Raw genomic sequence first — 17550 nt, forward strand, 5'->3', positions numbered from 1 at the left:
ATCCGGCAGCGAGATTCCGGATCAGAACTTCTCGAGGGTCCGACGGCTCTCGCTGGTCTCACGCGCCACTTCTTTGGGCTTGTAAGCGCAATACCCCGGCCGTGGGCCGATTTTCGGGTGGTTACGGCAGGTATCCGGGCGCTTTTCATAAATAGTGCACAGACGGCTCTTACGATCCAGGTACAGGCAATCGTTGTTGCTCATGCGCTGGAGGGTGAAGATCTCGGATTTCTGGTTGTAACGTTCGACGATCCCTTCCTTCTGCAAACGCTTGGCGATGTTCTTCGGCGGCTCGCCGCGCTCGAACTCATCGACAATGCCGATGCGGATCAGATCCTTGATCTTGACCTCGACCGGCAAGGTGCAGCAGCTGGACACGCAGGAACCGCACATCGGGGCGGAGTACTTGGCCCAGGTGTCGAGGCGATCGATCTCTGCGGCAGCGATCAGGTTGGACTTCATCATCGATTGTTACCAGCGTGTGCATCAGGGCGCGCGATCATACCGGGACTGGTGGATTTTTGAACAACCTTTCGCCAGATTTTTTCGAGTGTCGCCCAAAAATACCCGTATTGCGGCACGAGGCCTGCATTCTTTAAAGTGCGTGACAAGGTAATGTCGACCTATCTCACACAAACGGGAAAAACTGCCGAACCAAGACTCCCAATGGCCTGTCAGACCGTCTAGGCTCAACTACTCCACGCTCGCTCGAGGTCCTATCGATGACTCAAGAACCACTTGTTCGCGAAGCAGAGGTGGCCGCATTTCGCGACGCCGTTTTGACCAAACTCACCTACGCGGTGGGTAAAGACCCGGATCACGCCTTCGACCACGACTGGTTCGAAGCCATTGCCCTGGCCGCGCGGGATCATATGGTCGAGCACTGGATGGATCACACCCGGCAGATTTACCGCAAAGGTCAGAAGCGCGTTTACTACCTCTCGCTGGAATTTCTCATTGGCCGGCTGCTTTACGACAGCCTCAGCAACCTGGGCTTGCTCGATGTGGCCCGCGAGGCCCTGACCGAACTCGGCGTCGATATTGAGCGCATTCGCCTGCTGGAGCCCGACGCGGCGCTGGGTAACGGCGGCCTTGGCCGCCTGGCCGCGTGCTTCATGGAAAGCATGTCGACCCTCGGCATCGCCGGCCACGGTTACGGCATTCGTTATGAGCATGGCTTGTTCCGTCAGGCCATCGTCGACGGCTGGCAGCAGGAACAAACCGAACACTGGCTGGACTTTGGTAACCCTTGGGAGTTTGAACGCGCAGAGGTCGCTTACCCGATAGGTTTTGGCGGCAGCGTTGAAACCGTCACGGACGAAACCGGCAAGTCCAAGCAAGTCTGGACCCCGGCGGAAACTGTGCGCGCGATTGCTTACGACACGCCGGTGGTCGGTTGGCGTGGGGCGAGCGTCAACACGCTACGTCTGTGGCGGGCACGGGCCATGGAAGATTTGCACCTGGAGCGCTTTAACGCCGGCGACCACTTGGGCGCCGTGGCGGAAGTGGCCAGGGCCGAAAGTATCTCCCGCGTGCTTTACCCGGCCGACAGCACCGAAGCCGGCCAGGAACTGCGCCTGCGTCAGGAATACTTCTTCGTCGCCGCGTCCTTGCAGGACTTGCTGCGCCGCCATCGCAACATGCACACCTCGGTCCTGACCCTGGGCGATCACGCGGCCATCCAGCTCAACGACACTCACCCCTCGATTGCCGTGGCCGAACTGATGCGCCAGCTGGTCGACGTTTATGACGTGGCGTGGGACGCGGCGTGGCAGGTCACCGTCGACACACTGTCCTACACCAACCACACACTGCTGCCGGAGGCGCTTGAAACCTGGCCGGTCGGTTTGATGGAGCGGATGCTGCCGCGGCACATGCAGATCATTTACCTGATCAACGCGCAGCACATCGACTCCCTGCGGGCCAAAGGTATTCACGATTTCGAGGTGCTGCGCGCCGTGTCGCTGATCGAGGAAGACAACGGCCGTCGCGTGCGCATGGGCAACCTCGCGTTCCTCGGCTCGCACAGCGTCAACGGCGTGTCCGGGCTGCACACGCAGTTGATGCGCAAAACCGTGTTCTCCGAGCTGCACAAGCTCTACCCGGAGCGGATCAACAACAAGACCAACGGCATCACGTTCCGCCGCTGGCTCTACCAGGCCAACCCCGAGCTGACCTCCATGATGGTCGATGCCCTCGGGCCGGATCTGCTGGATAACGCCGAAACGCGCTTGCTCGAACTGGAGCCGTTCGCCGAGCAGCCAGCCTTCCGCAAGCTGTTTGCCGAGCAGCGACTGCACAGCAAGAAGGCGTTGGCCTACCTGATTCACGAGCGATTGGGGATTGCCGTCAACCCCTCGGCGATGTTCGACGTACAGGTCAAGCGGATCCACGAGTACAAACGGCAACTGCTTAACCTGATGCACACCGTCGCGTTGTATCAGGCGATTCGCGCCGAGCCGGAAATCGACTGGGTGCCGCGGGTGAAGATCTTCGCCGGCAAGGCCGCCGCCAGTTATCACCAGGCCAAGCTGATCATCAAACTGGCCAACGACGTCGCTCGGGTGGTGAACAACGACCCGACTGTGCGCGGTTTGTTGAAAGTGGTGTTCCTGCCCAACTACAACGTCAGCCTGGCGGAGAGCATTATTCCGGCGGCGGATTTGTCCGAGCAGATTTCCACCGCAGGCTTTGAAGCGTCGGGCACCAGCAACATGAAGTTCGGCCTCAACGGCGCACTGACCATCGGCACCCTGGACGGGGCCAACGTGGAGATGTGCGAGCGTATCGGTGCCGAGCACATGTTTATCTTTGGCCTCACTGCTCAGCAAGTTGAAGCGCGCAAGCAGAACCATGAGTTCAATGCGACACCGGACATTGCCGCGTCCCATCGCCTCAACGACGTGCTGCAAGCGATTCGCGGTGGGGTGTTCTCGCCGGACGAACCTTCCCGTTACGTAGGCTTCATTGATTCGCTGATCGACTATGACCGCTTCCTGGTCTGCGCCGATTTCGATTCCTACTGGGAGGCACAGATGCGCGTTGAGGCGCATTGGCACGATTCTCAAGCGTGGTGGCGTTCGGCAGTGTTGAACACGGCGCGGATGGGCTGGTTCTCCTCTGACCGGACCATTCGCGAGTACGCCACTGATATCTGGAAGGCTCTGGAGTAACTTTTAGCAATAGTTGCGCGCAAGGCCCGACGGTTGTTGGGTCTGGCCGATATACTAAGCACCAGTTTCAGTGAGCGCTGCGTGAACGCTTTCGCGGGCAAGCCTCGCTCCTACAGGTTTTGCTGTAGGAGCGAGGCTTGCCCGCGAAGGCGTCAGTGCAGACGCCACAACGCAATGGGCCGCTTAGGGATATCGACCATGCAATGGATGTTCATGCTGATAGGGCTGGTGTTGGGCTGGATACTCGATGAGTCGATCAGCGATGCATTGCTGGGTGCGCTGCTCGGATTGGGCATCGGCCAGGCCATTCGCATCGGCCGCCTGGGTTCACAAACGGCCGAGCAGCACCGTCTACTTGAACAGGCGCAGGTAGTGCTGAGAGCGGTCGAAGAGCGTCTGGCTTTGCTGGAAAAGTCTGGCGGCAAAGGGCCTGAAACCGGCGAGCAGGTCGCCAGCGAGCCTGTCCCGGCTGCTGAAATCACACTCGGCGACATCCCTGTCGAGCCCCCGGAGCTGATCTGGGAACTCCCTCCCGAACTCGAACCGATTGCTGCGGCATCCACGCAAACCCGACCACTGCCCGTCGACGCCTGGAAGCAGGAACCGGTTGCCCGTGAAGCGCAACAACCCGCCACCCCGCGCGGCCCCAACGTCATCGAACGCGCCATCAGCGGCGCTCGCGCCTGGCTGTTTGGCGGTAATACGGTGTTGCGGGTCGGCGTGGTGCTGTTGTTCCTCGGTCTGGCATTCCTGCTGCGTTACGCCACTGAAGGCATGGTGGTGCCGATCGAATTGCGTTATGCCGGTGTTGCGGCGGCGGCATTGGGCCTTCTGGGGGTGGGGTGGTGGCTCAGAACACGCAATAGCAATTACGCGTTGATGCTCCAAGGCACCGGCATCGCCGTGTTGTACCTGACAGTGTTTGCAGCGATGCGCCTGCACCCGTTGCTCGACCCGAGCGCGGCCCTGGGCTTGTTGGTGGTCGTGACCGTGTTTTCCGCCATTCTGGCCATTACTCAGGATTCCCTGGCCTTGGCCTGTGCTGCCGCGTTGGGCGGGTTCGCCGCCCCCATCCTGACCTCCACCGGCGCTGGCAACCACGTCGCACTGTTCAGCTACTTCGCCATGCTCAACTCCGGCATCCTCGCGATTGCGTGGTTCAAGGCCTGGCGTCTGCTGAACCTGATCGGCTTTGTCGGCACCTTCGGCATCGGTTTCGCCTGGGGCCTGCGTTCCTATACGTCGGAACTGCTGTGGAGCACCGAGCCGTTCCTGATCGTGTTCTTCCTGATGTACCTGGCCATCGGCCTGCTGTTTGCCCGACGCAAGTTGCTGGAAATGAGCGACGCGCCGCAGGATGGCAGCCGCGATGCGTTGCTGCGCTGGTCGGCGGGCAAGGGTGATTACGTCGACGGCACGATGCTGTTTGGTCCGCCGCTGGTGGGCTTCGGTTTGCAGTTTGCTCTGGTCCAGCATCTTGAGTTCGCGACAGCCTTCAGTGCGCTGGCGCTGGGCATGATCTACATGGGGCTGGCGCGACTGTTGATGGGCGGTCGAGCGTTGCTGGTGGCGGAGACCTGTCTGGCGCTGGGCGTGATCTTCGCCAGCCTGGCGATCCCGTTGGGACTCGATGCGCGATGGACTGCGGCTGCCTGGGCCGTGGAAGGCGCAGGGATTTTCTGGCTCGGGTTGCGTCAACAACGACCGCTGGCCCGAGCCTTTGCCTTGCTGCTGCAACTGGGCTCGGCGCTGGCGTTTCTCAGTCAGTTGCGGATCGGCGAACGCAGCCTGCTGGACGGCGCGCCGCTGGGTGCGCTGATGCTCGGCGTGGCGTTGCTGTTCAGCTTCTATCAATTGCGCAAAGCCTTGCCCGGGCAGACCTCGGACTGGGAGCGCAAAGGGCTGCCGGTATTGGCCTGCCTCGGTTTGACGTTCCTTTATCTGCTGGCGCCGTTGTTCTTCTTTACTCAGGGCACGACGATCAGTTGGGCGTTGGCGGGGTTGGTGACGTTGTTCGTCGGCCTGCGCCTGCAATCGCGCACGTTCCTGTTCACCGCGTTTGCCGTGCAGTTGTTGGGCGGGGCGTTGTTCCTGCTGCGGCTGCAAGGTTCGAGCGCAGAGTCTGCGGCCGTGTTCAGTGCGGGTTGGAGCGGGCTGTTGAGCGCTTCGCTGATCGGTCTGGCGTTGATCGCGGGCATGCTGTTGGCGGCTCGCGATGAGATGGTGCGCAGTGATATTCGATTGTTGCGCGGCTTGTCGGTGGTGTTGCTCGCCGGTCTGGTGCTGATCAATTTGGCGGTGCTGTTCGTCTTGCCTTGGCAAACCGCGAGCGCGGTGTGGGCAGCCAGTGGTCTGTTCATCATCTGGTTGAGCCTGTACTTGAAGCTGCGCGTGAGTTTTGTCTTCGGTCTGTTGTTGCAGGTGATTGGCGGCGCAGCGTTCATGCTGGCCGGCCCGGATCTGTTAGGCCCGTTGGTCAGCGAAGGTTTGAAACCGCTGGCGCACAGCGGGTTCTGGACACCGCTGGTGCTGGGCTTGGCCGCGCTGGTTGGGGCCTGGCGTTTGCAGCTCGGCAACCACGCGTCGGCCTTCGATGTACTGAGCTTGCAGCGATTGTCCGAAGTGCTGCTGGTGTGGGGCGCGGGTTGGTGGGCGTTGGCGTGGGTCAGTGAAGTGCTGCGTTTTGCCCCAGTGAATCTGCACGCGACGTTGTTGCTGGTGGCTGCGGCCGTCAGCGTGGCGCTGTGGGCGGTGTTGGCCTTGCGCCTGAAATGGTCGTCACTCGGCTTGCTTTGCACCTTGCTGATTCCAGCGGCCGGCGTGGTGTTGGTCGCTGCCTGGCACTCGCGTTATCACCCGGCCGCCCAGTTCGGTTGGCTGGCCTGGGCGGCGGTGTTCGTCGTGCACTTCATCTCTTTGCGACGGCTGGCGCCGATGTTGCCGGAGCGTGCGCCAAGTGCCGCACATGTGCTGGGTTGCTGGCTGTTAATGGGGGTGTTGGCGCTGGAGCTGCGATATGGCCTGCTGTTGCTGTCCGAGCAATACAATGCCTGGCGCTGGTTGGGGTGGGCAATCCTGCCGAGTCTATATCTGGTGCTGATGGCTGCACCTCGCCACTGGCCGTGGCCGGTGTCAGCCTATTCGCGCGAATACCGACTGTACGCCGCCGCGCCTCTGGCATTGATGATGCTCGGCTGGTTCTGGCTGGCAAACACCGTCAGCGATGGCACCGCCGAGCCGTTGCCTTACGTGCCGCTGATCAATCCAATGGAGTTGGGCCTGCTGTTCGCACTGTTCGGCGTCTACATCTGGTCCCTTAGCGCCGTCACGCACCTGTCGATCCGCAAGGACTACGCCGAACGCGCCACGCAACCGATTGCCGGCGTTTCGCTGTTCGTCTTTTTCACCGCGCTGGTGATGCGCACGGCTCATCATTGGGGCGGCGTGCCGTTCGAGCTGCCAGCGTTGCTCGAGTCCATGCGGGTACAGGCCGGTCTGTCGATCGTCTGGACCTTGATGGCCCTGGGTCTGATGATCGGCGGCCATCTGCGCCATCGCCGCGAGGTCTGGCTGATCGGCGCGGCGTTGATCGGCGTGGTGGTGGCCAAACTGTTCTTTGTCGAATTGAGTAACCGCGGTGGGCTGGCGCGGATCGTGTCGTTTATCGGCGTGGGTGTGTTGTTACTGGTGGTGGGCTATTTCGCTCCGCTGCCGCCCAAGCGCGCCGACGCTACGCCGGATCCTGAAAAACCGGCTCCGGAAACCGAAGGAGTGTCGTCTTGAGTCAGAAGTTGAACCTGGGTTGGTTGGGCGCTGTGGCATTGGGTGTGGCGTTGTCGGCCAGCGCTCAGGAAAAACCGGCGGACTTCGCCACACAAGTGCCGTTGACCGTCAGCGGTGAAGGCCCCTGGTATCGCCTTGAATTGCCTTTGAGTGTGCAACTGAATGCGCGGCAGACCGACCTGAGCGATGTCCGTGTGTTCAACGCCGCCGGCGAGGCCCAGGCTTACGCGCTGGCCCGAGAGCCGGCGCCAACCGGCGAAAATCGCACACTGACCGACGTGAAGTGGTTTCCGTTGTTTAATTCGGCGGACTCCACTGAGCGCGCCCCCAGCGTTCGAGTGCAATCGAGCGCTAACGGCACGCTGGTGGAAGTACAGCCATCCAGTCAGCTGGAAGCGGGAGAAGAGGTTCTGCGTGGCTGGTTGCTTGATGCCAGCAGCATCAAGGCGCCTTTGCGGCAGCTGATCCTCGACTGGACCAGCGAGCGCGACGGCTTCCAGCGTTTCAGCATCGAGGCCAGCGACGACTTGCAGCATTGGCAATCGTGGGGCGAAGGCCAGGTGGCGCGGTTGTCGTTCGCCGACGAACGGGTCGAGCAACATGAGGTCAGCCTGCCGGGGCAATCGGCGCGCTATGTGCGCTTGCTGTGGACCACGCCGCAATCGGCGCCGACGCTGACCTCGGCGCAGCTGGAAAGCGCCAGTCCCCGCAGCCTGCCGCTACCGTTGGTCTGGTCGCAGCCATTGACCGGCAGTCGCGTGAAGGCCGGTGAGTACACCTGGCAGTTGCCGATGGGGCTGAACGTCGAGCGCTTGCAGGTCGAGCTGAATCAGCCCAACAGTCTGGCGCCGGTGACGTTGTCCGGTCGTCGAGAAAGCAGCTTGCCGTGGCAGCCGCTGAGCAGCGGGTTGCTCTATCGCCTGACCCAGGGTGGCCAGGACGTGGAGCAAAACGAATTGCCGCTGTCGGGGCAAACCGTGCAGCAGTTGAAGCTGACCGTGGATGATCGCGGCGGTGGCCTGGGTACCGACGCGCCGACGGTTCGTTTCGCTGTGCGTTCGACCCAAGTGGTGTTCCTGGCGCGCGGCCCCGGTCCCTACACGCTGGCGCTGGGGAGTGCGACGGTGAAGGCGGCGAGCCTGCCGTTGTCGACGTTGATTCCCGATTACAGCGCTGCCAGGTTAGCCTCATTGGGCAAGGCGACGGTCGAGGGCGGGGCGGTAGTGACACCGGCCTTGCCGGCGACTTCGGCTGCGATGTCTGATACGAACTGGAAGAAGTTCGGGTTGTGGGCGGTGCTGTTGCTGAGTGTTTTATGCCTGGCGGCGATGGCGTTCAGCTTGCTGCGCAAACCCCCGGCTAAATCCTGAAAATGGCTGGCGCTGCGCGCCATTCGCGAGCAGGCTCGCTCCCACAATGGAATGCATATCCTGTGGGAGCGAGCCTGCTCGCGAAAGCGGCCTGTCGGTCGGTAAAATCGCCCGTTTCGAACTACGCTCATCCCGGCGCATGAACTCTATTGGGTGTATCACGTCTGATAGGAGGAAATGCGCCACGACTCGCGTTAAACTGCGCGGGTTTTTAGCCCCCCCATTCCACCGGAGCCTTCCATGTCCCGCGTTACCCTGAGTCGCTATTTGATTGAGCAGACCCGTAGCAACAACACCCCTGCCGATCTGCGTTTCCTGATCGAAGTGGTGGCGCGTGCCTGCAAGGAAATTAGCCACACCGTCTCCAAAGGCGCCCTGGGCGGTGTTCTAGGCAGCATGGGCACTGAAAACGTCCAAGGTGAAGTGCAGAAAAAACTCGACGTGCTCTCCAACGAGATCCTGCTCGAAGCCAACGAATGGGGCGGTCACCTGGCCGGCATGGCGTCCGAAGAAATGGACAATGCCTACCAGATCCCGGGCAAATACCCGAAAGGCGCGTACTTGCTGGTATTCGACCCGCTGGACGGTTCGTCGAACATCGATATCAACGCGCCGGTCGGTACTATCTTCTCGGTGCTGCGTTGCCCGAACGAATACCTGAGCCAGAACGAGCCTTTGAACGAGAAGGCCTTCCTGCAGCCAGGCACCGAGCAGGTAGCCGCCGGTTATGCCATCTACGGCCCGCAGACCATGCTGGTGCTGACCTTGGGCGACGGCGTAAAAGGCTTCACCCTGGACCGCGAAATGGGCAGCTTCGTGCTGAGCCACGAAGATATCAAGATCCCGACCTCCACTCAGGAATTCGCGATCAACGCGTCCAATCAGCGGCACTGGGAAGCTCCGGTACAACGCTACGTCAGCGAATTGCTGGCAGGCGAAGAAGGCCCGCTGAAAAAGAACTACAACATGCGCTGGGTCGCCGCGATGGTCGCGGACGTGCACCGCATCCTGACCCGTGGCGGTCTGTTCATGTATCCACGCGACAGCCGCGAACCTTCCAAGCCGGGCAAGCTGCGTCTGATGTACGAAGCCAACCCGATGTCGTTCCTGGTTGAACAGGCTGGCGGTGCTTCCACCGATGGCCATCAGCGCATCCTCGACATCAAGCCTGACGGCTTGCACCAGCGTGTCGCTGTGTTCCTCGGTTCGAAAGAAGAAGTCGAACGCGTCACGGCTTACCACAAGGAATAAACCATGACTGCGCCCTGGCAGCCGTTGCTTGAGTGGTGGTTCGGTAAAGCCGAAGCACCGAACGAAGTAGCGGCTGACAAGGGCAGGTTATGGTTCGGCAAGCGCGACAGCCAGGACCTCGAGGCGCAAGTGCGTTTCGGGGGCTGGGTCGAGCAGGCACTGGCCGGCGGATTGACTGACTGGGCGCAACGCCCCGAAGGTTGGCTGGCTCTGGTGCTGCTGCTTGATCAGCTCCCGCGAATGATCTATCGCGATACACCCCAATCCTTTTCCGGCGATTCCAGGGCTCAGGCACTGGTGGCGCAAGGCATTGCTGCGGATTTCGATCGGCAATTGCGGCCTATCCAGCGAGTGTTTATCTACCTGGTGTTCGAGCATTGCGAGAACCTGGCGGTGCAGAATGAAGCCGTTTCGCGGTTTATCGACTTGGTGGCGCAGCAGCCAGAGGCTGATCGGGCAGTGTTTGCCGATAACCTGGATTATGCCGAGCGGCATCGAGCAGTGATTGCGCGGTTTGGAAGGTTTCCGCATCGCAATGCGGTATTGGGGCGGGCGTCTACGGCTGAGGAGCTGGCGTTTCTGAGCGGGCCTGGCTCACGTTTTTAAACGCGCTCCGAATTCATGGATTCCCTTGAAGCAGCCGCTTCATGAGTAGTGTTGGCAGACTCTTTCGCGTGTCGGCAATGATGTGGACGTAGATCGTCTGTTCACGAACCTCATAAATGATCCGGTTCATTCCTGAAAGGATCTGTCGGTATTGGCTGAGATTAAGCTTCTCGATTTCTTCCGGGATCGACCCTGCATAAGGCTGCGTCCCCAAATGGCGGATGGCGACCTTCAGGTTGGCATAGGTGCTTTGCCAGGTTTGGGTAGAGAACTGTTTAATGAGATAGGTACGAAGTCCTTTCAGGTCTGTTTCGGCGGACTGAAGAATGACGACCTTTAAACTCATGGGTGGTCAGCCCCGTCCAGCTCTGCGAAGACATCCTCGGCATCGCGAAACTTGCCTTCTTCTATCTCACGATTCCCCATCGCCAAGAGCTTAAGCAAGGCCATTGTGTCTTCCTGCTCTTCAAAACTTTTCACATCCATGACCACAAGCTTCGCTTCACCGTTTTGGGTGATCACCATGGGTTCACGGCTTTCTGTGAGTATTTTGACGATTTCGGCGGTGTGGCTTTTCAGGTAGCTGATCGGCTTGATTTGAGTTGAAAGCTTCATGGAATAAGCCTCATCAGGTTGAATAGGACCGAGTTTAGTCCTAATTCAGTCTTGCGTCAGATTGTGTCGACCGACGTTTTTCGCAGAGGGTTAGAACTTCATTGCTGCTGATATTGCCATCGCGAGCAGGCTCGCTCCCACATGGGATCTTCGTCGCACTGGAGATCCACTGTGGGCGAGCCTGCTCGCGAAGGGGCCCGACAGATCACTTAGATCCGGAAACTACCCACCAACTGCTTCAACCGCGCTGCCTGCTGTTCAAGATCAGCGCACGCACGCAAGGTCGACTGCAAGTTCTCCACACCTTCCTGGTTCAGCGTATTGATCTCGGTAATGTCGACGTTGATCGACTCCACCACAGCGGTCTGCTCTTCAGTCGCGGTCGCCACGGACTGGTTCATCCCGTCGATCTCGCCGATACGCTGCGTCACGCTGCCCAGGCGTTCGCCGGCCTGATTGGCAATGCCCACGCTGCTTTCGCTCTGGCGCTGGCTGTCGGTCATGGTGCTGACCGCTTCGCGGGCGCCCACTTGCAGTTCTTCGATCATCTTTTGCACTTGCTGCGCCGAATCCTGCGTGCGGTGGGCAAGGTTGCGCACTTCATCGGCAACCACCGCGAAACCGCGTCCGGCTTCACCGGCACGGGCCGCTTCAATGGCGGCGTTCAGGGCCAGCAGGTTGGTCTGTTGCGAGATGCTGGTAATCACTTCCAGAATCTGCCCGATGTTCACCGTGTTGCTGTTAAGCGTCTCGATGTTGCCGCACGAATCGCTGATTTTTGCCGAGAGCTGCTGCATCGCCGCGATGGTTTTATCCACCACCTGCTGGCCGTCTTCGGCCAGGCTGCGGGCATCGCTTGAATGCTGGGAGGCGAGGGCGGCGTTCTGGGCGATTTCCTGGGCGGCGGCGCCCAGCTCGTTGATGGCCGCGGCGACACTGCTGGTGCGCGAGGCTTGCTGGTCGGAGTTGAACATCGACGAATTCGACGCGGCAACCACGCGCAACGCGACTTCGTTGACCTGGCCGGTGGCCGAGGCCACTTCCCTGATCGACGTATGAATACGTTCCACAAAGCGGTTGAACGAAGTGCCCAGTGCACCGAATTCGTCCTGGCCGTGAATGGTCAGGCGTTTGGTCAGGTCGCCTTCACCTTCGGCGATGTCATGCATGGCGCGGCCCATGGTCAGCAGCGGTTGCATCAGGAAGCTGATCAGCATGCCCAGCAGGGCGATGATGATCACCACGGCAATGATCATGGCGATGATGGCCGACGTGCGGAATTCGCTGAGCATCGAGAACGCGGTGTCTTGATCCAGCACCAGTGCCACGTACCAGTCCGCCGACGGCACGCCGTTGACGCGGGTGAAGGAGATGAACTGCGATTTGCCGTCGACCTCGACGTCTTTCATGCCCGGGCTGACCTTCGGCACGCCATTGGGGTAAGCGTCGGCGAGGCTCTTGAGCACCAGTTTGCTGTCGGGGTGAATCAGAATCTTGCCGTCGGCGCTGACGATGAACGCATGGCCGTGGCCGCCGAAGTTCAGGGAGTTGATGATCGCGCTGACGCTGGACAGATCGATGTCTGCACCCGCGACGCCAATCATTTGGCCTTGGCGTTGTACCGGCGTAGCGACCGTGATCACCAATTTGCCGGAGGACGCGGCGATGTAGGGTTCGGTGACGATGGTCTGTTGCGCGCTGTTGGCCGCTTTGTACCAGCCTCGTGCGCGAGGGTCGTAATCGGCGGCACGATTGCCCGCCGGGACCGAGAACATGACGCCGTCAGTGCCGCCGAAATAGCTCAGCTGGAAGTTGCTGGTATACGCCGGCAGGTCGATGGCGCGTTTGAGGTTGGCCTGGGCACTGCCGTCCACGGCGATTTGCTGGGACAGCGATTGCAGCAGCTGGATGCGGCTTTCCAGCCAGGTCTGAATGTTGCTGGTGGTCAGGCTGCCGAGTTCCTGCATCGAGGATTCGGTATTGCCGCGCAGTGTCTGGCGCTGACGATAGTCGTTGAACAGGATGAAACAAGCGAATGCAACGGCCACCACGAGGGCGGCAGCCAACAAGATCTTGTGGCTGAACTTCATGTTTCTGGTCATTAAATGAGCTACCGCGGAGGGGGCTGGTGTAAGAGCGAGCTTGTTCGCTCCTACATGTGTCGACTGACCGGCGCCAAAGATTAGGCAGCTTTTTGTGAAAAACCATGAAATTTTCGACGGCACCAAAAAGTGGCTGATTTTTCGGAGAAAGACAGACGAGCGGCCGAATAAATAGCCGGGAGGTGAGGGAACCAGATAGGGGTTTTCTCTTCTAAGCTTCTGCTTGGCAGCCATGCCATTCCCCTCGCCCCTGGAGTTACACCATGTCGCTGCGCTCTATCGCCCTGCTCTCGTTTTGCGTGTTGTTGGCCGCATGCAGCAAGGTCAATCAGGAAAATTATTCAAAATTATCGTCCGGAATGCCCAAGGCCGAGGTTGAAAAGCTGCTGGGCAGCCCGGCTGACTGCTCGGGCGCGCTCGGCATGTCCAGTTGCACCTGGGGCGACAAGAACAGCTTTATCAGCGTGCAGTTCGCCGGTGACAAAGTGCTGATGTTTTCCGGCCAAGGCCTGAAATAAACCGGGGCTATGCGCCCACGGGAGAAAAACAATGATGCGGTTATTGATAGTTCTTTTTGCCGGCCTGGTACTGGCCGGCTGTGCCACTTCCGGCACTGATCCATTGGCGCCCAAGACCGCCAATAGCGTCAACCTCAAGCGCTACCAAGGGACCTGGTACGAGTTGGCCCGTTTGCCGATGTACTTCCAGCGCAATTGCGCGCAATCCGAAGCCCATTACACGCTCTTGCCTGAAGGTAACGTCGCCATATTGAACCGCTGCCTGACGGCAGAGTGGCAATGGGAAGAAGTCACGGGCAAGGCCTATCCACAAGTGCCGGGCAAGACCGACAAATTGTGGGTCGAGTTCGATACCTGGTTTTCGCGGTTGATCCCGGGTGTGTCAAAGGGTGAGTACTGGGTGTTGTACGTCAGCGATGACTACAAGACGGCTATCGTGGGTGACCCAAGCCGCAAGTATCTGTGGCTGTTGTCCCGGACCCCGACCGTCAATGGTGTCGCGCGTGAAGAACTGCTGAGCAAGGCGCGTCAGCAGGGCTATGACACGACGCGGCTGATCTGGCGTGCGTCGGATACGCAGATGGCCAAGACCTCGAATTGATCACGGAAATCCTGTAGGAGCAAGCTCGCTCCTACAGAGGTTTTCCAGTGTTAGCCGAGGAGATCGCGCAGGACTTGGGTGAACGCCCGGTTGCTGTCTTCTTCACCGGCATGACGCCCGTCACGCACCACCCACTGGCCGTTGACCAGTACATCCCGCACCTGGCGATCGCCGCCGGCAAACAACCAACGATTCAAAATCCCGTCGCCACTGGCCGTCGCCAGGTACGGATCGTTGCCGTCCAGCACCAGCCAATCCGCACGCTTGCCCACTTCCAGGGCGCCGATCGGCTGACCCAGCGCCTGAGCGCCGCCATCCAGCGCCGCGTCGTATAGCGTGCGGCCAACCATCGGTTGATCTGCGCCATACAAGCGGTTACGTCGCTGATCGCGCAGGCGTTGCCCATATTCCAGCCAGCGTAATTCTTCCACCACGCTCAACGACACATGGCTGTCGGAACCGATGCCCATGCGCCCGCCCTGAGCGAGGAAATCCACCGCCGGGAAAATCCCGTCGCCGAGGTTCGCTTCCGTGGTCAGGCACAAACCGGCGATGGCGCGACTCTTGGCCATCAGCGTGACTTCTTCCGGGTTGGCGTGGGTGGCATGGACCAGGCACCAGCGCTGATCGACGTCGGTATTTTCGTACAACCATTGCAGCGGACGGCGACCGCTCCAGTTCAGGCAGTCGTCGACTTCCTTTTGCTGTTCGGCGATGTGAATGTGCACCGGGCATTGCTTGTCGCTGGCGGCCAGCACTTCGCTGATCTGCTGCGGAGTGACCGCGCGCAACGAGTGGAAGCACAAGCCCAGCGACTGCGCCGGTTGTTGCCCAAGAATCGGCTGCAAACGCGATTGAAGCTTGAGGTAGTTCTCGGTGCTGTTGATAAAGCGGCGCTGGCCGTCGTTCGGTGTCTGGCCGCCAAAGCCGGAATGACTGTAGAGCACCGGCAACAGCGTCAGGCCGATACCGGCGGAGCTGGCGGCCTGGCTGATGCGCAGCGCCAGTTCCGCCGGGTCTGCGTACGGTTGGCCGCTGGTGTCATGGTGCACGTAATGAAATTCGGCCACCGAGGTGTAACCGGCCTTGAGCATTTCGATGTACAGCTGACGGGCGATGACGCCAAGTTGGTCCGGGCTGATTTTTCCGACGAGGCGATACATCAAATCGCGCCAGGTCCAAAAACTATCGTTCGGATTGCCGGCCACTTCCGCCAGCCCGGCCATGGCTCGCTGGAAGGCGTGGGAGTGTAGATTCGGCATGCCGGGCAGCAGCGGACCGCTCAGTCGTTCGGCGCCTTCTGCGTGAGAATCGGCCTGGATATGGGTCAAGACGCCGTCGGCGCTGACCTCAAGACGTACATTGTTGGCCCATCCACTAGGCAGCAGCGCGCGTTCGGCAAAGAAGGCGGACATGGTTCAGCACCCCATCGTGTGTTATTTGTATATACATATACAGACGTTTGCCTGCTGGGTAAACTCCGGCAAGCTAGCAACTTCCTACAGATGAACAAGGATTTACCGTGCCGACTCCGCCCCTAGCGTCACCGTTGGCCGCACACATGGGCGACAGTCCGGCGCCCTTGTACGCCCGCGTCAAACAGATGATCACCCAGCAAATCGACAGTGGAAACTGGCCGCCGCACTACCGCGTTCCGTCGGAAAGCGAGCTGGTCAGCCAACTGGGTTTCAGCCGCATGACCATCAACCGTGCTCTGCGCGAGATGACCGCGGACGGTCTGTTGGTGCGTATGCAAGGCGTCGGCACGTTTGTCGCCGAGCCGAAAAGCCAGTCCGCGCTGTTTGAAGTTCACAACATCGCCGACGAAATCGCCTCCCGTGGTCATCGCCACACCTGCAAGGTGATCACCCTGGAAGAAGAGGCGGCCGGTTCCGAGCGCGCCCTGGCCCTGGACATGCGCGAAGGCCAGAGGGTTTTCCACTCGCTGATCGTGCATTTCGAAAACGACATTCCGGTGCAAATCGAGGATCGTTTCGTCAACGCGCTAGTGGCACCGGACTACCTCAAGCAAGACTTTACCCAGCAAACGCCTTACGCCTATCTGAATCAGGTCGCGCCGCTGACCGAAGGCGAGCACGTGGTCGAGGCGATTCTGGCCGAGGCCAGCGAGTGCAAATTGCTGCAGATTGAAAAAGGCGAGCCGTGCCTGCTGATTCGCCGTCGCACTTGGTCTGGCCGTCAGCCGGTGACTGCGGCCCGTTTGATCCACCCTGGTTCACGTCATCGTCTGGAAGGCCGGTTTCATAAGTAGAGAGCCATAAATGAATGAGTTGAAGGTTTTACGCGCAAAAGACTACCCGCGCATGCCGTGGAAAAACGGCGGCGGCAGCACCGAAGAAATCACTCGTGATACAGGCACAGGCCTTGATGGTTTCGGCTGGCGTCTGTCGATTGCCGATATCGGCGAGTCGGGTGGTTTTTCGACTTTCGCCGGTTACGAGCGGGTGATCACCGTGTTGCAAGGCGACGGCATGACCCTGAACGTCGATGGCCAGAACACGCGTCCACTGTTACCGCTGGACCCGTTTGCTTTCAGCGGCGAAAGCCAAGTCTCCTGCACGTTGCTCGGCGGGCCGATTCGCGATTTCAATCTGATTTATGCACCACAGCGTTACCGCGCGCGGTTGCAATGGTTGGATGGCGAGCAGCGATTCTTCAGCGAGGCCGGGACCCTGCTGATTTTCAGCATGGCCGAAGCACTTGAAGTGAAGGTCGGTAACAGCGCCTCGCTACTCGGTCGCCATGATTGCCTGCAACTCGACGGTAACGCGTGTCTGCTGGAAGTCACCAGTAACGGGCCGTGCTGTGTGATCGAGCTGATCGCACGCTGATCCAGAGTCCCTTTCGCGGGCAAGCCTCGCTCCTACAGGTTTATGGTTGTTTACATCATTTGTGGACGCCACCAATTCCGTAGGAGCGAGGCTTGCCCGCGAAGCTTTTAGCTACCCAAACCCGTTCCAAATCGCGCACCACTTTGTTACCGAACGCCCCAGCGTGGCGCAAAACCACGCTCAAGTAACAGCCATCATCCTCGCGCAAAAAATCCCCTCGAAAAATTTCATATCCCGCAAAGCCCTTGATCTACAGGCTTACAGCCCTTCCAAGAACTTTTCTTGAGCCCCCTCCAACAAGTTGGCCGCTTGATTGCATATGCTTGTATGTACAAGTAAAGACGTATGTGTATGAGTCACGAGGACTCGACCATCGTCCACTGATTCGCCGGCGTGCACATTTGCTCGCTGGCTTGCTCGCCCACTGCCTGGGCTGGTTTGGATTGATTGCTGAGGAGTCTTTTTCGTGACTGACATTAAACCTACTAAGTTTCGTGACGTTGAAATCCGCGCTGCCCGCGGTAACAAGCTGACCGCCAAGAGCTGGCTGACCGAAGCGCCGTTGCGCATGTTGATGAACAACCTCGACCCGGAAGTCGCCGAGAACCCTAAAGAATTGGTGGTTTACGGTGGCATCGGTCGTGCGGCGCGTAACTGGGAGTGCTACGACAAGATCGTC

At 59.9% G+C, this 17550-nt stretch carries 14 protein-coding genes and 2 pseudogenes; 10 read left to right on the forward strand and 6 right to left on the reverse strand.

Annotation, left to right across the window (positions count from 1 at the left end; all coding sequences use genetic code 11):
• Window positions 1-21 precede the first annotated feature (21 nt).
• Window positions 22-465, reverse strand: a complete 444-nt coding sequence (locus ACM6IR_RS22015; protein ID WP_008149447.1) for a YkgJ family cysteine cluster protein — start codon at window positions 463-465, stop codon at window positions 22-24.
• A 257-nt stretch (window positions 466-722) separates the two neighbouring features.
• Here ACM6IR_RS22015 and ACM6IR_RS22020 point away from each other — a divergent pair, with 257 nt between their 5' ends.
• The 5 genes from ACM6IR_RS22020 to ACM6IR_RS22040 all read left to right on the forward strand — a co-directional run bounded on the left by ACM6IR_RS22020 (window position 723) and on the right by ACM6IR_RS22040 (window position 10183).
• Window positions 723-3173: a glycogen/starch/alpha-glucan phosphorylase gene (locus tag ACM6IR_RS22020; RefSeq protein WP_414909647.1), complete on the forward strand. Its 2451-nt coding sequence runs from the start codon at window positions 723-725 to the stop codon at window positions 3171-3173.
• A gap of 198 nt (window positions 3174-3371) precedes the next feature.
• Window positions 3372-6956 carry a DUF2339 domain-containing protein gene (locus tag ACM6IR_RS22025; RefSeq protein ID WP_414909648.1) on the forward strand — a complete coding sequence of 1195 codons (3585 nt, stop codon included), beginning with the start codon at window positions 3372-3374 and terminating at the stop codon, window positions 6954-6956.
• Window positions 6953-8326 carry a DUF3999 domain-containing protein gene (locus ACM6IR_RS22030; RefSeq protein WP_414909649.1) on the forward strand — a complete coding sequence of 458 codons (1374 nt, stop codon included), beginning with the start codon at window positions 6953-6955 and terminating at the stop codon, window positions 8324-8326. Before ACM6IR_RS22025 ends, ACM6IR_RS22030 begins: the two co-directional genes overlap by 4 nt.
• A gap of 240 nt (window positions 8327-8566) precedes the next feature.
• A complete protein-coding gene (locus ACM6IR_RS22035; RefSeq protein ID WP_414909650.1) occupies window positions 8567-9577 on the forward strand; it encodes a class 1 fructose-bisphosphatase in 1011 nt (336 codons plus the stop codon).
• Window positions 9578-9580: 3 nt separating this feature from the next.
• A complete protein-coding gene (locus ACM6IR_RS22040; RefSeq protein ID WP_414909651.1) occupies window positions 9581-10183 on the forward strand; it encodes a DUF924 family protein in 603 nt (200 codons plus the stop codon).
• 13 nt (window positions 10184-10196) lie between these two features.
• Here the strand turns inward: ACM6IR_RS22040 and ACM6IR_RS22045 are convergent, their stop codons facing one another.
• From ACM6IR_RS22045 to ACM6IR_RS22060, 4 genes and pseudogenes are all read right to left on the reverse strand, one after another.
• Window positions 10197-10529, reverse strand: a complete 333-nt coding sequence (locus ACM6IR_RS22045) for a type II toxin-antitoxin system RelE/ParE family toxin (protein ID WP_414909652.1) — start codon at window positions 10527-10529, stop codon at window positions 10197-10199.
• The gene (locus ACM6IR_RS22050) at window positions 10526-10798 is read right to left on the reverse strand and encodes a type II toxin-antitoxin system Phd/YefM family antitoxin (RefSeq protein WP_414909653.1); all 273 of its coding nucleotides are present in this window, start codon (window positions 10796-10798) and stop codon (window positions 10526-10528) included. The genes ACM6IR_RS22045 and ACM6IR_RS22050 overlap by 4 nt, the downstream gene beginning before the upstream one ends.
• A 209-nt stretch (window positions 10799-11007) precedes the next feature.
• A complete protein-coding gene (locus ACM6IR_RS22055) occupies window positions 11008-11772 on the reverse strand; it encodes a methyl-accepting chemotaxis protein (RefSeq protein WP_414909658.1) in 765 nt (254 codons plus the stop codon).
• A gap of 93 nt (window positions 11773-11865) precedes the next feature.
• Window positions 11866-13134: pseudogene (locus ACM6IR_RS22060) on the reverse strand (cache domain-containing protein); the annotation flags it as partial.
• A 29-nt stretch (window positions 13135-13163) separates the two neighbouring features.
• On the opposite strand from ACM6IR_RS22060, the gene ACM6IR_RS22065 reads away from it, so the two are divergent.
• Together ACM6IR_RS22065 and ACM6IR_RS22070 are read left to right on the forward strand one after the other, a co-directional pair.
• Window positions 13164-13418: a hypothetical protein gene (locus ACM6IR_RS22065; RefSeq protein ID WP_414909654.1), complete on the forward strand. Its 255-nt coding sequence runs from the start codon at window positions 13164-13166 to the stop codon at window positions 13416-13418.
• Between the two features lie 31 nt (window positions 13419-13449).
• The gene (locus tag ACM6IR_RS22070) at window positions 13450-14019 is read left to right on the forward strand and encodes a lipocalin family protein (protein WP_414909655.1); all 570 of its coding nucleotides are present in this window, start codon (window positions 13450-13452) and stop codon (window positions 14017-14019) included.
• Between the two features lie 50 nt (window positions 14020-14069).
• On the opposite strand, the gene ACM6IR_RS22075 is transcribed toward ACM6IR_RS22070, so the two are convergent.
• Window positions 14070-15434 carry a formimidoylglutamate deiminase gene (locus tag ACM6IR_RS22075; RefSeq protein WP_414909656.1) on the reverse strand — a complete coding sequence of 455 codons (1365 nt, stop codon included), beginning with the start codon at window positions 15432-15434 and terminating at the stop codon, window positions 14070-14072.
• Window positions 15435-15580: 146 nt separating this feature from the next.
• Here ACM6IR_RS22075 and hutC point away from each other — a divergent pair, with 146 nt between their 5' ends.
• From hutC to ACM6IR_RS22090, 3 genes and pseudogenes are all read left to right on the forward strand, one after another.
• Complete coding sequence (gene hutC / locus ACM6IR_RS22080; RefSeq protein ID WP_414909659.1) at window positions 15581-16291, forward strand: histidine utilization repressor; 711 nt, start codon at window positions 15581-15583, stop codon at window positions 16289-16291.
• A gap of 10 nt (window positions 16292-16301) precedes the next feature.
• Window positions 16302-16871: a HutD family protein gene (locus ACM6IR_RS22085; RefSeq protein ID WP_414909657.1), complete on the forward strand. Its 570-nt coding sequence runs from the start codon at window positions 16302-16304 to the stop codon at window positions 16869-16871.
• Between the two features lie 466 nt (window positions 16872-17337).
• Window positions 17338-17550: pseudogene (locus tag ACM6IR_RS22090) on the forward strand (urocanate hydratase); the annotation flags it as partial.

It is taken from the genome of Pseudomonas sp. IT-P253 (assembly GCF_949768125.1).
In the GTDB taxonomy this organism is placed as follows: domain Bacteria; phylum Pseudomonadota; class Gammaproteobacteria; order Pseudomonadales; family Pseudomonadaceae; genus Aquipseudomonas.

Excerpts from the sequence above, each read along its gene's own strand:
- ACM6IR_RS22065 (WP_414909654.1), top strand. The coding sequence starts at position 13,164 with ATGTCGCTGCGCTCTATCGCCCTGCTCTCGTTTTGCGTGTTGTTGGCC.
- ACM6IR_RS22055 (WP_414909658.1), bottom strand. The coding sequence starts at position 11,772 with ATGTTCAACTCCGACCAGCAAGCCTCGCGCACCAGCAGTGTCGCCGCG.
- ACM6IR_RS22070 (WP_414909655.1), top strand. The coding sequence starts at position 13,450 with ATGATGCGGTTATTGATAGTTCTTTTTGCCGGCCTGGTACTGGCCGGC.
- ACM6IR_RS22035 (WP_414909650.1), top strand. The coding sequence starts at position 8,567 with ATGTCCCGCGTTACCCTGAGTCGCTATTTGATTGAGCAGACCCGTAGC.
- ACM6IR_RS22075 (WP_414909656.1), bottom strand. The coding sequence starts at position 15,434 with ATGTCCGCCTTCTTTGCCGAACGCGCGCTGCTGCCTAGTGGATGGGCC.
- ACM6IR_RS22040 (WP_414909651.1), top strand. The coding sequence starts at position 9,581 with ATGACTGCGCCCTGGCAGCCGTTGCTTGAGTGGTGGTTCGGTAAAGCC.
- ACM6IR_RS22050 (WP_414909653.1), bottom strand. The coding sequence starts at position 10,798 with ATGAAGCTTTCAACTCAAATCAAGCCGATCAGCTACCTGAAAAGCCAC.
- ACM6IR_RS22045 (WP_414909652.1), bottom strand. The coding sequence starts at position 10,529 with ATGAGTTTAAAGGTCGTCATTCTTCAGTCCGCCGAAACAGACCTGAAA.
- ACM6IR_RS22025 (WP_414909648.1), top strand. The coding sequence starts at position 3,372 with ATGCAATGGATGTTCATGCTGATAGGGCTGGTGTTGGGCTGGATACTC.
- ACM6IR_RS22015 (WP_008149447.1), bottom strand. The coding sequence starts at position 465 with ATGATGAAGTCCAACCTGATCGCTGCCGCAGAGATCGATCGCCTCGAC.
- ACM6IR_RS22020 (WP_414909647.1), top strand. The coding sequence starts at position 723 with ATGACTCAAGAACCACTTGTTCGCGAAGCAGAGGTGGCCGCATTTCGC.
- ACM6IR_RS22085 (WP_414909657.1), top strand. The coding sequence starts at position 16,302 with ATGAATGAGTTGAAGGTTTTACGCGCAAAAGACTACCCGCGCATGCCG.
- hutC (WP_414909659.1), top strand. The coding sequence starts at position 15,581 with ATGGGCGACAGTCCGGCGCCCTTGTACGCCCGCGTCAAACAGATGATC.